The sequence below is a fragment of the Cupriavidus sp. FW305-3-2-15-C-LB2 genome, assembly GCF_058787575.1.
In genome coordinates this window covers 12,976-26,460 of the sequence record NZ_JBYSZW010000035.1, presented here as the reverse complement: position 1 = coordinate 26,460, position 13,485 = coordinate 12,976, and the positions used below count along the sequence as shown (strand labels likewise).

Sequence of the window (13,485 nt, the reverse complement as noted above, 5' to 3'; positions counted from 1 at the left end):
ACGGACACACGATAAACAAGGGCGCCCGGGCTTGCCCCGGGCGGATCGCCAGACACACACTTGAGCGATCGACATGAATGATCGAGACGCGAATTCCATGACCGCTGCAGCACTGGGTGAGATGAGCGACCGGCAGGCTTCCTCCCTTGACGACGCTATGCCGGATGCGCGCGCGACCGAAGTTCCCACGCTGACCAAGGCCGAACTCGCCGAGATGCTGTTCGACCAGGTGGGCCTGAACAAGCGCGAATCGAAGGACATGGTCGAGGCCTTCTTCGACGTCATCCGCGAAGCGCTGGAGCAGGGCGACAGCGTCAAGCTGTCCGGCTTCGGCAACTTCCAGTTGCGCGACAAGCCGCAGCGGCCCGGCCGCAATCCCAAGACCGGCGAAGTCATTCCAATCACCGCGCGCCGCGTGGTCACGTTCCACGCCAGCCAGAAACTCAAGGGCCTGGTGGAAGAACGCGCCGGCATCGTCGGCTGACGCGTCACCCGAACGGCGGATTGCTTCCCGAAGCCGGCATCGGTATGCTTCTGGGCGCGCACCTGGTGCGCGCCAACCGCATGGCCGGCATGGCCTGACGCTCGTCTACACACCACATGTCGGACAAATCCAGCGATCGCATCGCGTTGCCGCCGATTCCGGCCAAGCGCTACTTCACCATCGGTGAGGTGAGCGAGCTTTGCGCCGTCAAGCCGCACGTCCTGCGCTATTGGGAACAGGAGTTCACGCAACTCAAGCCCGTCAAGCGCCGCGGCAATCGCCGCTACTACCAGCACCATGAAGTCCTGCTGATCCGCCGCATCCGCGAACTGCTCTACGAACAGGGCTTCACCATCAACGGCGCGCGCAATCGCCTCGATGAAGGCCGTCATCACAGTGGGGCAGCGGCAGCGCCTGAGGCCGCAGAAGTTGGTGAAGAAAATGCGGCGGCATTGTCGGTCGACATCGGCGGCCTGCGCAATGAACTGGTCGAAGTGCAGCACCTGCTCGCGCAACTGCGGGAGATCGCGAAGCACGGATAATTTCGACGTCGGGAGCTAGTCATACGGGGAATGCTTCTGTTATAATCTTTTGCTTCGGGGCGTAGCGCAGCCTGGTAGCGTACCTGCATGGGGTGCAGGTGGTCGGAGGTTCAAATCCTCTCGCCCCGACCAGACAAAACCCGCTTGGTGAATAGCCAAGCGGGTTTTTTATTTTCTGCGTGGAAATGGCCGGCCGGTGCGGTAACGCTTTGATACAGCCGTCGCCGATGCCCGTTGCTATGCTCTGCCATCCTCCCGACCGATTCCCCACTTATGTTCCGAAAGCTCTGTGTGGCTACCCTTGCGCTCCTCTGGCTGACGGCCGCGGCTGCCGCACGCGCCGACGACCGCGGCTACCCGAGCGCATATCGTGGCGGTGAGTACAAAGAGAAATTCCGTAGCGGCCCTTGTGAAATCGAACGCGAACAGAAGCGCGATGGCGAATACAAGGAAGAGCGCAAATGCAAGGGCGGTCCGCGTGGCTATGAGCGGAAGCAGAAGTACCGCGACGGCCCTTGCCTGATCGAGCGCGAATGGAAGGACGACGGTGAATATGAAGAGAAGGTCGAATGCAAGCGTGGATAAGTGCATGACCTTTCGGCCCGCCACGCGCGGCGCTGGCTGTTACTGCGAAAAGCAGGCCCGCTTTCTACCTAACCTGTTGCAACGATAGCGATCGCTGCTGTCGTTCTTACTTTTCTTGTGGAGCTTGCGCCATATATGCGCAACGCACGCAAGCACTCGGACGCCCGGGAAGGGCAGGTCGCCGATTGCATCAGCGAGCTTGGTTGACGCGGCCGGTGCTGGCTGACTCCGGCTAGCCCGCCAAGCTGCCCTATTGGACCGCATCCAATACTCAGGCATGGTGTGGCTCTGACATAGGCCAAAGGTCTTCTCGCTGGACCAGGGAATCGGCTTCGCTGTCGGTGAGACTGTCACTCACAAAGAACTCGCGGCGTTCGACGTTGTTTCCAATGGTACGTTCGAGGGTTACTCGACGATACGTTGCCTGATGCGCAGGGTCGTTCGCGAAGGCTGTTACCGGGCGATAGGTGAGAACGGATGACAAGGTGTTGGGGTTGTCACGGACCGTGGTTCCATGCAGTGGGCCCCCAACGTAGGTAATGTCCATGGCCTGTTGAAGCGCAACGTTCAGCGTTGCGTTCATCAGCGTCTGCCAACCTTCCCCGCTGGCGCGGAATGCATCCAGTATGTCCGCGTCATAGCGAATGCTCACCAGTTCCTTGGTGCTGGCGAGCCTGGGTCGACCGCGGCCGCGTTTGCCGAGCGGCTTCATGGCCTGCATCTCTTTCGCCGAGACCTCGTACGTGTCCGGATCCGCAGCGATGCCGCGGTTGATGGCCGCGTCCTCTTCGTCGGTCGGCACGACGATCTTAGGCTTGGTCGACATAGTTCCTTGCCTCGCGTTTGTTGGCCTTGCGCAGGCTGATGATATGCATTGCATTCCCGCCCTGGGTGAACACCACGCAATAGAGGCGCTCATCAATGACGCCGAAGCCGATCTCGCGGAGTTCTCTGTAGTCGGCCCTGTCATCTACCCCTGCCAACAGGCTCGGCCAGTGGAACCTTGCTGCCAGCGCGAGCGAAACACCGTGCTTGGACTGGTTGCTGACATCCTTGACGGGGTCGAAGGTGATGTCCATGCAGAATAATTGTAGCTGCAAATAAATGGGTGAGCCCAAGATTATCTGTGCTGCAGGATATGAATCCGCATCCTGAGTGCCTGTTGGGCTATACGCGCTGCTCGGTCGTTGCCAGCAAAGGCGGCGAGATACCCAGGTTCTCCCGTCATGGCCCGCCGGCACCCTGGCTTAGACTGGTCCCGCTGTACTCACCAGCCCGCCCGCACCCCACCGCGGCGGGCTGTTTCTTGGGTGGAGACTAGCGCGTCAGCCTGCGCAACAGCGCGTCATGTCCGCTTGCCAGGCCGGCAAGCGCCGTTGCGTCGGCCAGTTCGAATTCGCTGAACTGGAAGGCTGGTGCCACGGTGCAGCCGACCAGGGCGAAGTCCACGCCATCGGCCATATCCACGCGTTCGGCGGCAAACCATTGGCCGGCGGGCACCATTGCCTGGAAGGCCGCGCCGGGATGCCGCAGCGGGTCGCCCAGGCGCTGCGTGACGATGGTGCCGTCCACGATCCGGTGCACGTCCACGGGGGAGCCTGCGTGGTAGTGCCAGAGTTCGTCGGACCGGATGCGATGCCACGCGGAATAGTCGTTGCCGCACAGCATGTAGTGGATCGCGGTGCAGGCTGCGCGTGTGCGACCGTCCTGGCAGACGACCTGCTCTTCGCCGCGATAGGTTTCGCGGTAGTAGCCGCCTTCCGGATGCGGCTGCAGGTCGAGCGAGCGGATCAGTTGGCTGGCGGTCGGGCTGAGGTCTGGCATGTGGGCAAGCGGCGTGGCGCATCGGCGATGCGGAAGCCGTAGCTTAAAGCAGTGCGAAGCGTGCCTGGCCGGGGCCGACGAGGGCGGGGCGGCTGACCGGGTAGCGGTGACGGGTGCCCTGGGCGTCGAAGGACAGGAAATCCGGCGTCCAGCGCAGGGCCTGCAACTGGAGTGGCTCGATGCCGTCGACGAGGATGGCGCCGGCGTCCACGCAGACACTGCCGCAAGGCAGGCGCAGGGATTCGCAGTCGTCGCCGAAGTAGTAGGCCTCGAGCAGGATGGAATCGGACTGGTACAAGGGCATGGGCAGTATCCGGATACTGTATGGATGTACAGTATAGCTCTGGCCAGCGCTTCGGTCATCCCCGACGATTCTCATTTTCGTGCGCCGCCACACCCTGCGGCGCTGTGCCATTGCCGCGTCGAAGTTGGTGGCAGGCGGTGTCGGCCTGGATTGGTATAACCTGAAAGCGATGCCGGTCGCACAGCATGGTCGTGCCAGGACCGGCAGGGTCGCTGCGGGGGATGCCATGGCGAGGTGCGGGAGCAGGGCTTGCTGGTTTGGTTTGGGCGTGGTGCTGGGCGCGGCGATGGGCGGTGCCTGCGCCATGCTGGTGCGCACGGCCGCGGAGCGGCGGGTGCTGCGCCAGCCCGATGTGCCGCTGGTGCCGTCCGATCCCACCGCGGATCAGGCGCTGACCGATACTGCCACTGACGTGGTGGAGTACGGCGGCTTCGTGATCCACGTGTATTGCCACGCGCTGGGCATGGGGCGGTTCAAGGCCCTGTGCGATATCTGGGAGTCGGGCGCCGTGGTGCTGGAGGGCGGCGCGCCGCCGGCCACGCACGCCACGCCCGAAGATGCGCGGGCCGCGGCGATTTCGTGGGCGCGGCAATGGGTGCAGCACAATGGCTGAGGGCGCCGCCGCGCAATCATCGCCGTGACAGGAGATGCCATGCACGCCTGTGACCTGTGTCATCAGCTGGTGGGCGAACCGTCCAGCGTGCCGCCACACGAGCACCTGGCTGCCTCTGGCATTGCGGCCATGAGCAACCGGTGCAAGGTCGACAGCCGCTGGCGCTGCACGGGCTGCGGCGCCTGGATGTACCAGAGCACGGCATTGGGTGAGCCGCCGAATATGTGGCGAATGGGCCCGCGCCCGGTCGACTGGCCTGATAATGACGGCTGAGCAGGCATGGCCGCGCCGCCACCGGGCAGTGCGGCCATGCCCCGTATCGCGCCCGGCTCAGGCTCTCGGGCGTCTGTTTCAAGGAGATTTCATGTTTGTTTGTGGGAACCAGGCTTGCGGTGCGCGCTGGGAGCCGAATGAGGTGCAGATCCGCAATGAAGGGCAGGGTCCCGTGTTCCGCTGCCCGCAATGCGGCGCACGCAATCACGTCCAGGCACGCACCGCGCGCGACGGCAGCACGGTCTACCGCCAGGTGGCGGCGAAGCCGGTACCGCGCTAGCCCGGATCGTCGGGCGGCAAGCCATGTCACCCCACGCATGTGGGGTCAAATTCACATGGTTGCCGCCTTAAGCTTGCTCAGGCGGGACCGTTATACACAATCATGGACTTTGCCGACCTTCCTCAAGACTCTGCCTCCAATGCTGAACGCATGGGCTGGGCGAACGCTTCGCCGGAAGTGATCGCCAAGGTATTGAATTCAGCACTGGCAGCGCAGGACCTCTCAGGGTTTGCCGCGCTGCTGTCGGATATCGCGCGCGACCGCGGCCTCAAGGGCGAGCGTGCCGCGCACCAGTCGATCTACGACATGCCGTACGCCAGCCTGCTGCCCAGGCAGAAACACCTGCTTTCCGATGCCTTCGACCTGCTGGTCCTGCTCGGGCTGGAACTGCGCCCGCGTGGCGCAGGCGCCGGCATCGGCGACGATGCGGACCTCGACACGGGCGCGGAAGCAGACGAATAAGCCCGGGCTGGCCAGCGCTATGCGCGTTCCAGCATACCGATCTCGCGCACCGCGACCGACAGCATCGACAGCCCCGCAGCCCCCGAGGCGCGCTGGTCGGCCAGCATGCGCGTAAAGCGTTCCAGCGCGCCATGACGGCTGGAGCGCCAGGCATCGATCATGGCGTCGGGCGTATCCAGTTCATCCTCCTGTGACAGCACGCTGACGGTCAGTGCGCGCTTGAGCCGCCCCAGGTCTTCCAGCGTGGTGGTGCGTGCCAGCAGGTCCCAGTGCGTGTCCGATGGCAGCGCCAGCGCGCGCTCGCGCAGCCAGCTGAAGCTCAGGTGGCTGTCCAGCGCGAAATAAACCCCCGCCACCAGGTCCAGGCTGCGTTTGCACGCCGTGGCCACTTCGGCGATATCGAGCGCGGCGGCGGAGATCTCGCTGCCGGCCACGCGCACAGCCAGCGCTTCGTCGACCCCTGCATCCGTCAAGGCCCGGGTGCGCTCTGACAGTGCCGTCGCATCGGCCGGCGGCAGCAGCCGCGGCAGTTGCGGGGCCAGCCATTGCGCGGCCTGGGCAAAGCGCGCCAGGTCCTCGGCGGCCTTGCTGCCGCTGCGCAGATAGCGGATGAACCACAGGCACGCGCGCTCCAGCAGCAGCGCCACGGCCCCGAACATGCGCGCCTGCTCGGCATCGGCCACACGGTTGTCCAGCGCATCGATCTCCTGCCACAGGGTGGTCAGGCCGAAGACATCGCGTGCGATCAGGCAGGCGCGCACGATATCGGCCGGGCGTGCGTCGGTCTCTTCCATGATCCGGTGCACGAAGGTGGCGCCGATACGGTTGACCAGCATATTGGTCAGGTGTGTCGACAGGATCTCGCGCCGCAGCGGGTGGCGCTGCATCGCGTCGGCGTAACGCTGGCGCAGCGGCACCGGGAAATAGTCCGACAGCAGTCCGGCGACCAGCGTGTCTTCCGGCACGTCGGAGGCCAGCAGTTCGTCGTACAGCCACATCTTGCTGTAGGCAAGCAGCACGGCACGCTCGGGCGATGCCAGGCCTTCATCGGCCAGCTTGCGCTCGGCGATTTCTTCCTCCGAAGGCAGGAACTCCAGCGGCCGGTTGAGCCGTCCGGCGCGCTCCAGCCAGCGCACCAGGCGCGCCTCGCCGTCGAGCAGCGCGGGGCTGCTGCGCCCGGCCACGGACAGTGCCTGGGTCTGGTAGTAGTTGTCCTGCAGCACCAGCAGGCCGACCTCGTCGGTCATCTCGGCCAGCAGCTTGTTGCGCTGCTTCTCGGTCATTTCGCCGTCGGCAACCACCAGCCCGAGCAGGATCTTGATATTGACCTCGTGGTCCGAGCAGTCCACCCCGGCCGAGTTGTCGATGGCGTCGGTGTTGATGCGCCCGCCCTTGCGCGCGAACTCGATGCGGCCCAGCTGGGTGAAGCCGAGGTTGCCGCCTTCGCCGACCACCTTGCAGCGCAGGTCATTGCCGTTGACACGCACCGCGTCGTTGGTGCGGTCGCCGGCCTGCAGGTGGGTTTCCTGGCTGGACTTGACGTAGGTGCCGATGCCGCCGTTGTAGAGCAGGTCGACCGGCGCCATCAGGATGGCGTGGATCAGCTCGGCCGGCGACAGCGTGGCTGCCGTGACCCCCAGCACCGCCTGCACCTGCGGCGACAGCGCGATGGTCTTGGCGCTGCGCGGATAGATGCCGCCGCCGGCGGAAATCAGCGTGGCGTCGTAGTCGGCCCAGCTTGAGCGGGGCAGGCCGAACAGCCGCGTGCGTTCCTGCAGGCTCCTTGTCGTGTCCGGGTCGGGATCGAGGAAGATATGCCGGTGGTCGAAAGCCGCCACCAGCCGGATATGCGGCGACAGCAGCATGCCGTTGCCGAACACATCGCCCGACATGTCGCCGATGCCGGCCACGGTGAAGTCCGTGGTCTGGATATCGACACCCATCTCGCGGAAATGCCGCTTGACCGATTCCCACGCACCGCGCGCGGTAATGCCCATCTTCTTGTGGTCATAGCCGACCGAGCCCCCGGACGCAAAGGCATCGCCCAGCCAGAAGCCGTATTCGGCCGAGATCGCGTTGGCGAAGTCGGAGAACGTCGCGGTGCCCTTGTCGGCGGCGACCACCAGGTAGGGGTCGTTGTCGTCGTGGCGCACCACCTCGGGTGGCGGCACCAGCTGGCCGCCGACGAGGTTGTCGGTGAGGTCCAGCAGCCCGCGCAGGAAGGTCTGGTAGCAGGCGATGCCCTCCTGCAGGAACGCATCGCGGTCGGTGGGCGGGGGCGGGCGCTTGACCACGAAGCCGCCCTTGGAGCCCACCGGCACGATCACCGTGTTTTTGACCATCTGCGCCTTCATCAGGCCCAGCACTTCAGTGCGGAAGTCCTCGCGCCGGTCTGACCAGCGCAGTCCGCCGCGGGCCACGCGCCCGCCGCGCAGGTGCACGCCCTCAACGCGCGGCGAGTAGACCCAGATCTCGAACATCGGGCGCGGCTCGGGCAGGCCGGGGACCAGCGCGGGATTGAACTTGAACGACACATATGGGCGCGGCTGGCCTTCCTCGCCGCGGTGGAAATAGTTGGTGCGCACGGTGGCGTTGATCACGCCCAGGAAAAGCCGCAGGATGCGGTCCTCGTCCAGGTTGGGCACCTTGTCCAGCGCCGCGCCGATATCGGCCAGCAGCTTGTCGCAGCGCGCCTGGCGGGCGGTGTCGGTGGCGACCTCGCTGAAGGTGTCGAAGCGCGCCACGAACAGGCCGACCAGCATGGCGGCAATGGCCGCGTTGCCGGTCAGCGCGCGCTCGATATAGGCGTCGCTGAAGGTCGAGCCTACCTGGCGCAGGTAGCGGGCATAGGCGCGCAGGATGGTGACGTCGCGTGCGGCCAGCTCGGCGCGCAGCACCAGGCGGTTGAAGTCGTCGTTCTCGATCTCGCCGTGCCAGGCGCGCGCGAACGCATCCTCGAACAAGGCCTTGACGCGCGCGATGTCGAATTCCGCCGCGCCGCCGCTGTCGGCAATCTCCAGCCCGAAGTCGTGCACCCATACCGGCGCGCCGCTGTCGGGTTCGATCAGGTAGGGGCGCTCTTCATCCACGCGCACGCCCAGGTGTTCCAGCATGGGCAGGCTGTGCGACAGCGCGATCGGCTCGCCGGCACGGTACACCTTGAAGCGGAACACCCCCGGCGCGGCCTCGATCGGCCGGTACAGGTTCATCGCCATGCCGTTGCCGCGCAGCGCGTGCTCCATCAGCTCGATATCGCGCACCGCGGTGCGGGCCGGGTAGTCCTCACGGTAGCCGGCGGGGAACGAGCCGCCGTAGCGCTGCAGCAGCCGGTTGCCTTGCTCTTCGCCGTGGCTTTCATGCAGGGCTTCGGCGAGATCGTCCTGCCAGCGGCGGCTGGCGTGCACGATGCGCGCCTCCAGCTCACGCGTATCAACATGCGGCATGGTGCCGGGCTCGCCGCGCACGGTCAGCTGGATGCGCGCCAGCGGCGACTCGGACAGCAGCGGCGTGAACTCGCAGCTGGTGCCGTGGAAGGCCGCGGTCAGCAGCCTCTGGATCTTCTGGCGCAGGTCGGTGTTGTACTTGTCGCGCGGCACGAACACCAGGCACGAGACAAAGCGGTCGAAGCGGTCGCGCCGTACAAAGAGCCGGGTGCGCTGGTGTTCCTGCAGCCGCAGGATGCCGGTGGTGATGTCGAACAGTTCATCCTCGGTGGCCTGGAACAGTTCATCGCGCGGATATTGCTCAAGGATGGTCACCAGCGACTTGTACAGGTGCCCCTTGGCCAGGAAGCCCGCGCGCGCCAGGATATTGGCGCACTTGAGCCGCACCAGCGGAATTTCCGCAATCGGCGCCGTATAGGCAGTCGAGGTGTACAGGCCGACAAAGCGCCGCTCGCCGAACAGCTGCCCCTTTTCATCGAGCAGCTTGACGCCGACATAGTCGAGATAGCCCGGCCGGTGCACGGTGGCGCGCGAATTGGCCTTGGTCAGGAAGATCGGCGAGGCCCCTTCGATGATCGCGGTGGCCGCGGCGGGCAGCAGCGTGAGGTCTTCGGCATCAGGCTCGCGCAGGCTTTCGCGCAGGATGCCCGCGCCCGAGCCCGGCACGCCGCGCAGGAAGTAGCGGCCGTCCTGCGACACCAGCTGGTAGTCACGCTGGCCGAGGAAGGAGAAGTGGTCATCCATCATCCAGTCCAGGAAGGCGCGCGCCTCGACGCTCTCCGGCGCGGCCGCGTCGGGCGCCTGCGCCATGGCGGCGATGGTGGCCTGGGTGATGCCGCACATCTTCGACCAGTCTTCCACCGCCGCGCGCACGTCGACCAGCACCTGCGCAATGCCGCTGCGCAGCGCCTCCAGCCGCGCGGCCTCGCCGCTGCGGTCGATCTCGAAATGGATAAAGGATTCCAGGCGCGAGCTGTCCCCGGCCTCGCCGGCGCCGCCCGGGGCGATCCGCTCGATGCCGCCGCGCGCGTCGCGCCAGACCCGGAACACGGGATGGATGGCCGAGTGCAGCGCCAGTCCCTGCCGGTTGATCTCCATCGTCACCGAGTCGACCAGGAAGGGCATGTCGTCATTGACGATCTCGACCACGGTGTGGTCCGAGTGCCAGCCGTGCTCTTCCAGGTTGGGATTGTAGACGCGGATGCGCGCATTGCCGGGGGTGAATTTCTGTGCGGTCTGCCAGTGCGCCATCACGGCGCCGTAGAGATCGTCGACGTCGCGCTGGAGCAAGTCCTCGGCGTCGGCCTGGTCGTAGTAGTGCAGCAGGAAGGGCTCGACCACGGCGAACATCGCCGCCGGCAGCCGCTCGCGCGCGAAGCTGGCCAGTTCGTCCAGCAGGTGCGCGACCTTGTCTTCGTTCTCCTGCGGCATGATCCCTCCTCGCGGTGTCGACGGGCGGCCCGCGGCATGTGCCGGGGCATGCTCATACTTTAGGAAAAATCCGCATGCCCGGCGCAAGAAAAGTGGCGGGTATGACGATGGCGCGCGAAGAAAAGGTGGGCGGCCTCCCGCTGCTGCCCGCGGGACGGCTTGCGCGGCGCTCAGAGGCGCGTGGCGGCGAGGGTGGGGCAAGAGGTGGGGCGGTGTGCGACCGGCGGCAGGCCGGGGCAATGCGAGGGCGCGACAGCTTTTTCCTGCCGGGCGGCTTCGGTGCCCGCGCGAACCTGGCGAGTGGTGTGGTCGCTCAGCGTGGTCTTCATCCGCTCCAGCAGGGTGCCCAGCGCAGCGCGCTCTTGCGAACTGAACGCCGCCACTGACACGCTGTGCAGCGCGCTGAGGGCCTGCGCGGTGCGCTGCAGCCGGTTTGCTGCGCTTTCTGCAATGCGGGGCGCCTGAGTGCCAGCGTACTCGATCCAGCCGTCGCGCCGCAGTTCATCCAGCATCGTCTCGGAACGCTCGACATCGATCGGCATCGGGCCCGTCAATGGCGAGCCGCGCACGAAGGCATCCTGGCGGATGGCCCGCAGCAGCAGCCACTGGGAGTAGTTCAGGCCAGAGGCGCATAGCGTCTGTTCCAACGCACCTTGCCAGGCGGTTACGGCATCAACCAGGGCAAGGACAACCGGCTCGCTGGGTTCGAGGGGTCTTGGCTGCATGAATGGCGTCTCCTGTTTTGGTTTGCCGCCACTGCGATGCGCTGGCATCCGTCGCGCGGGTACCAGGGGCCGGAGCATGGCCGGCCCGGGCGGCACGGGCGCCGCAGCCTCTCTGGCGGGGCACGGTCGACCGATGGGCCAGACACTACCAGAATCTTTTGCCGGAATTGTGACAGGTCGGGAATGCCCTGTGGCACCACAGGGACATAGTATCCCGCACGACCCCTGGCATGGCTTGAGCTATGAATAAAGCGACTGGGAGCCATGACTTTAAATCACAGCCAGAATGTATGCGGCTGGCTACACTGCCTGCCGGAGACCCCGCCAACGAGCCTTCAGGCCAGCAGGGGGCGCGCGGCGCGGGCACGGGCCCGGCCGCCAGACCGGAGATAAGGATGTACAAGGAACGCATTCGCCTGGCCAGGCTGCACGACAAGGTAGTCTCGGCCGACGAAGCCGCCGCGCTGATCCGCGATGGCATGACGGTAGGCATGAGCGGTTTCACGCGCGCGGGCGACTGCAAGGAAGTCCCGTTTGCGCTGGCGCGGCGCGCGGCCACCGAGCCGCTGCGCATCACCCTGATGACCGGCGCGTCGCTGGGAAACGACATCGATCGGGTACTGGCCGAGGCGGACGTGATTGCGCGCCGCCTGCCGTTCCAGTCCGACGCGACGCTGCGCCGCAAGATCAACGCAGGCGAAGTGATGTTCATCGACCAGCACCTGTCCGAGACCGTGGAGCAACTGCGTTCCGGCCAGATCGCACCGGTGGACGTTGCCGTGGTGGAAGCGGTGGCGATCACCGAGCAGGGCGGCATCATCCCCAGCACCTCGGTCGGCAACTCGGCCAGCTTCGCCATACTGGCGCGCAAGGTGATCGTCGAGATCAACCTGAACATGCCGCTGGAGCTGGAAGGGCTGCACGACATCTACTTCCCGGTGCGGCGCCCGTACCGCCAGCCGATCCCGCTGATTGCGCCCGAGCAGCGCATTGGCCTGCCGTATATCCCCATCGATCCCGAGAAGATCGCGGCCATCGTCATCACCGCCAAGGACGATAGCCCGTCCAACGCGCTGCCGCCGGATGCCGATACCCGCAATATCGCCGGCCATCTCAACGATTTCCTGCTGCGCGAAGTCCGCGCCGGCAGGCTCTCGCCCTCGCTGCAGCCGCTGCAGGCGGGCATTGGCACCATTGCCAACGCGGTGTTGCACGGCATGGTCGATTCACCGTTCCGCGACTTGCAGATGTATTCCGAGGTGCTGCAGGACAGCACCATCGAACTTCTGGATGCGGGGCGCCTGGCGTTTGCCTCGGCCTCTTCGGTGACGCTGACGCGCGAGGTGTACCAGCGCTTCCTGTCCAACCTGGACCGCTATCGCTCGCGCCTGCTGCTGCGTCCGCAGGAGATCAGCAACCATCCTGAGATCCTGCGCCGGCTCGGGCTGATTACCATCAACACGGCGCTCGAGTGCGACATTTACGGCAACGTCAACTCCACGCATGTGGGGGGCACGCACATGATGAACGGCATCGGTGGCTCCGGCGATTTTGCGCGCAATGCGCACCTGTCGGTATTCGTGACCAAGTCGGTGGCCAAGGACGGCGATGCCTCCAGCATCGTGCCGATGGTGGCGCACGTGGACCATACCGAGCACGACGTCGACATCATCGTCACCGAGCACGGCCTGGCCGACCTGCGCGGCCTGGCGCCGCGCGAACGCGCGCGCACGGTCATCGACAACTGTGCCGACCCGCAATACCGCGAGCTGCTGGGCGACTACTTCCGGCGCGCCAGCACCCATGGCGGCCAGACCCCGCACCTGCTGGAAGAGGCGCTGTCCTGGCATGTCGGCTTCCGCGACCGCGGCACCATGCTGCCCGCGCAGCCGGCCCAGGCGATGGCAGCCTGAGCGCGGCTTCCGCCAGAAAGCAAAACAGCCCGCGCAAGCGGGCTGTTTGCCTTGGTGCCGCCGGTTGGCGGCGGGGCAGGCTTACTGCGCCTTGCCGCCCTGGCTGGCAGGCGCCTTGGCGCCGTCGGTGTACGGATCAGCCTTGCCGGCCTTGGCGCCGTCGGTGTACGGATCGAACTTGCCGGCCTTGGCGCCATCCGTGTTCGGGTCGAACTTCTTGCCCGAGTTGGTCAGGTCCGACTTGGTCGATTGCTTGGCGCCATCGGTGTACGGGTCGAACTTGCCGGATTTGGCGGGGTTCTGGTTCGGGCTGGCCTTCTTGGTGTGGCTGCCACCGTAGAGATCGCCGCCTTCGGTGTAGTTCTTCTGCGCATAGACCTGCGTCGCGCCCAGCGCGGCCAGTGCTGCAACGATCAGGGTCGAAACGGTCTTCTTCAGCATCTTGCTTATCCTCGCGATTGACGGTCGCGCAGCGCCTGCGCGAATCCGGTTTTGGGGCCGAGCCTGGCCGGTGGCGGCTGGGCACATGTGGCGGAACACCCGGTTAATGTACCGAGTCAGCGCTTGTCCGCAAAGTGAAAGTTTCTTCTACAAGTATTGAATACC

At 65.7% G+C, this 13,485-nt stretch carries 14 protein-coding genes, 1 tRNA gene and 1 pseudogene; 9 read left to right on the top strand and 7 right to left on the bottom strand.

The features are described 5' to 3' along the window. The first annotated feature begins 73 nt into the window (after positions 1–73). The 4 genes from AC3WRR_RS23120 (at position 74) to AC3WRR_RS23105 (ending at position 1,611) form a co-directional block, all read left to right on the top strand. Positions 74–484: an integration host factor subunit alpha gene (locus tag AC3WRR_RS23120; protein WP_037024300.1), complete on the top strand. Its 411-nt coding sequence runs from the start codon at positions 74–76 to the stop codon at positions 482–484. 116 nt (positions 485–600) lie between these two features. Then, positions 601–1,026, top strand: a complete 426-nt coding sequence (locus tag AC3WRR_RS23115) for a MerR family transcriptional regulator (RefSeq protein ID WP_010813098.1) — start codon at positions 601–603, stop codon at positions 1,024–1,026. 55 nt (positions 1,027–1,081) lie between these two features. Further along, positions 1,082–1,158 (top strand) — tRNA-Pro (locus AC3WRR_RS23110). Between the two features lie 141 nt (positions 1,159–1,299). Further along, complete coding sequence (locus tag AC3WRR_RS23105; RefSeq protein WP_011615009.1) at positions 1,300–1,611, top strand: hypothetical protein; 312 nt, start codon at positions 1,300–1,302, stop codon at positions 1,609–1,611. 550 nt (positions 1,612–2,161) lie between these two features. Here AC3WRR_RS23105 and AC3WRR_RS23100 read toward each other — a convergent pair. The 4 genes and pseudogenes from AC3WRR_RS23100 to AC3WRR_RS23085 all read right to left on the bottom strand — a co-directional run. Beyond that, a pseudogene (locus tag AC3WRR_RS23100) lies at positions 2,162–2,437 on the bottom strand (BrnA antitoxin family protein); the annotation flags it as partial. Next, entirely contained in the window at positions 2,421–2,690 is a 270-nt protein-coding gene (locus tag AC3WRR_RS23095; protein ID WP_058696855.1) for a BrnT family toxin, read from the bottom strand. The gene AC3WRR_RS23095 and the pseudogene AC3WRR_RS23100, both read right to left, overlap by 17 nt. Positions 2,691–2,928: 238 nt before the next feature. Beyond that, positions 2,929–3,435, bottom strand: a complete 507-nt coding sequence (locus tag AC3WRR_RS23090; protein ID WP_010813094.1) for a cupin domain-containing protein — start codon at positions 3,433–3,435, stop codon at positions 2,929–2,931. A gap of 43 nt (positions 3,436–3,478) precedes the next feature. Continuing rightward, positions 3,479–3,739: a hypothetical protein gene (locus AC3WRR_RS23085; RefSeq protein WP_010813093.1), complete on the bottom strand. Its 261-nt coding sequence runs from the start codon at positions 3,737–3,739 to the stop codon at positions 3,479–3,481. A 268-nt stretch (positions 3,740–4,007) separates the two neighbouring features. Here AC3WRR_RS23085 and AC3WRR_RS23080 point away from each other — a divergent pair, with 268 nt between their 5' ends. The 4 genes from AC3WRR_RS23080 (at position 4,008) to AC3WRR_RS23065 (ending at position 5,367) form a co-directional block, all read left to right on the top strand. Continuing rightward, a complete protein-coding gene (locus AC3WRR_RS23080) occupies positions 4,008–4,352 on the top strand; it encodes a DUF6566 family protein (RefSeq protein ID WP_231881416.1) in 345 nt (114 codons plus the stop codon). A 39-nt stretch (positions 4,353–4,391) separates the two neighbouring features. After that, positions 4,392–4,625: a hypothetical protein gene (locus tag AC3WRR_RS23075; RefSeq protein ID WP_058696853.1), complete on the top strand. Its 234-nt coding sequence runs from the start codon at positions 4,392–4,394 to the stop codon at positions 4,623–4,625. Positions 4,626–4,716: 91 nt separating this feature from the next. Continuing rightward, complete coding sequence (locus AC3WRR_RS23070; protein ID WP_010813090.1) at positions 4,717–4,905, top strand: hypothetical protein; 189 nt, start codon at positions 4,717–4,719, stop codon at positions 4,903–4,905. A 102-nt stretch (positions 4,906–5,007) separates the two neighbouring features. Continuing rightward, complete coding sequence (locus tag AC3WRR_RS23065) at positions 5,008–5,367, top strand: hypothetical protein (RefSeq protein WP_010813089.1); 360 nt, start codon at positions 5,008–5,010, stop codon at positions 5,365–5,367. A 17-nt stretch (positions 5,368–5,384) separates the two neighbouring features. Here AC3WRR_RS23065 and AC3WRR_RS23060 read toward each other — a convergent pair whose 3' ends face one another. Both AC3WRR_RS23060 and AC3WRR_RS23055 read right to left on the bottom strand, forming a co-directional pair. Beyond that, on the bottom strand, positions 5,385–10,241 hold the full coding sequence (locus tag AC3WRR_RS23060; protein WP_492298233.1) for an NAD-glutamate dehydrogenase: 4,857 nt from the start codon (positions 10,239–10,241) through the stop codon (positions 5,385–5,387). Between the two features lie 170 nt (positions 10,242–10,411). Beyond that, positions 10,412–10,966, bottom strand: a complete 555-nt coding sequence (locus AC3WRR_RS23055; protein ID WP_011615017.1) for a hypothetical protein — start codon at positions 10,964–10,966, stop codon at positions 10,412–10,414. Positions 10,967–11,361: 395 nt separating this feature from the next. Here AC3WRR_RS23055 and scpC point away from each other — a divergent pair, with 395 nt between their 5' ends. Continuing rightward, positions 11,362–12,879, top strand: a complete 1,518-nt coding sequence (gene scpC / locus AC3WRR_RS23050; protein WP_492298231.1) for a succinyl-CoA:acetate CoA-transferase ScpC — start codon at positions 11,362–11,364, stop codon at positions 12,877–12,879. An 81-nt stretch (positions 12,880–12,960) separates the two neighbouring features. Here scpC and AC3WRR_RS23045 read toward each other — a convergent pair whose 3' ends face one another. After that, positions 12,961–13,320, bottom strand: coding sequence for a hypothetical protein (locus AC3WRR_RS23045; RefSeq protein ID WP_010813085.1), 360 nt, complete (start codon positions 13,318–13,320; stop codon positions 12,961–12,963). Positions 13,321–13,485 lie beyond the last annotated feature (165 nt).

Coding starts and splice junctions, on each gene's coding strand:
- AC3WRR_RS23120 (WP_037024300.1), top strand. CDS start 74: ATGAATGATCGAGACGCGAATTCCATGACCGCTGCAGCACTGGGTGAG.
- AC3WRR_RS23115 (WP_010813098.1), top strand. CDS start 601: ATGTCGGACAAATCCAGCGATCGCATCGCGTTGCCGCCGATTCCGGCC.
- AC3WRR_RS23105 (WP_011615009.1), top strand. CDS start 1,300: ATGTTCCGAAAGCTCTGTGTGGCTACCCTTGCGCTCCTCTGGCTGACG.
- AC3WRR_RS23095 (WP_058696855.1), bottom strand. CDS start 2,690: ATGGACATCACCTTCGACCCCGTCAAGGATGTCAGCAACCAGTCCAAG.
- AC3WRR_RS23090 (WP_010813094.1), bottom strand. CDS start 3,435: ATGCCAGACCTCAGCCCGACCGCCAGCCAACTGATCCGCTCGCTCGAC.
- AC3WRR_RS23085 (WP_010813093.1), bottom strand. CDS start 3,739: ATGCCCTTGTACCAGTCCGATTCCATCCTGCTCGAGGCCTACTACTTC.
- AC3WRR_RS23075 (WP_058696853.1), top strand. CDS start 4,392: ATGCACGCCTGTGACCTGTGTCATCAGCTGGTGGGCGAACCGTCCAGC.
- AC3WRR_RS23070 (WP_010813090.1), top strand. CDS start 4,717: ATGTTTGTTTGTGGGAACCAGGCTTGCGGTGCGCGCTGGGAGCCGAAT.
- AC3WRR_RS23065 (WP_010813089.1), top strand. CDS start 5,008: ATGGACTTTGCCGACCTTCCTCAAGACTCTGCCTCCAATGCTGAACGC.
- AC3WRR_RS23060 (WP_492298233.1), bottom strand. CDS start 10,241: ATGCCGCAGGAGAACGAAGACAAGGTCGCGCACCTGCTGGACGAACTG.
- AC3WRR_RS23055 (WP_011615017.1), bottom strand. CDS start 10,966: ATGCAGCCAAGACCCCTCGAACCCAGCGAGCCGGTTGTCCTTGCCCTG.
- scpC (WP_492298231.1), top strand. CDS start 11,362: ATGTACAAGGAACGCATTCGCCTGGCCAGGCTGCACGACAAGGTAGTC.
- AC3WRR_RS23045 (WP_010813085.1), bottom strand. CDS start 13,320: ATGCTGAAGAAGACCGTTTCGACCCTGATCGTTGCAGCACTGGCCGCG.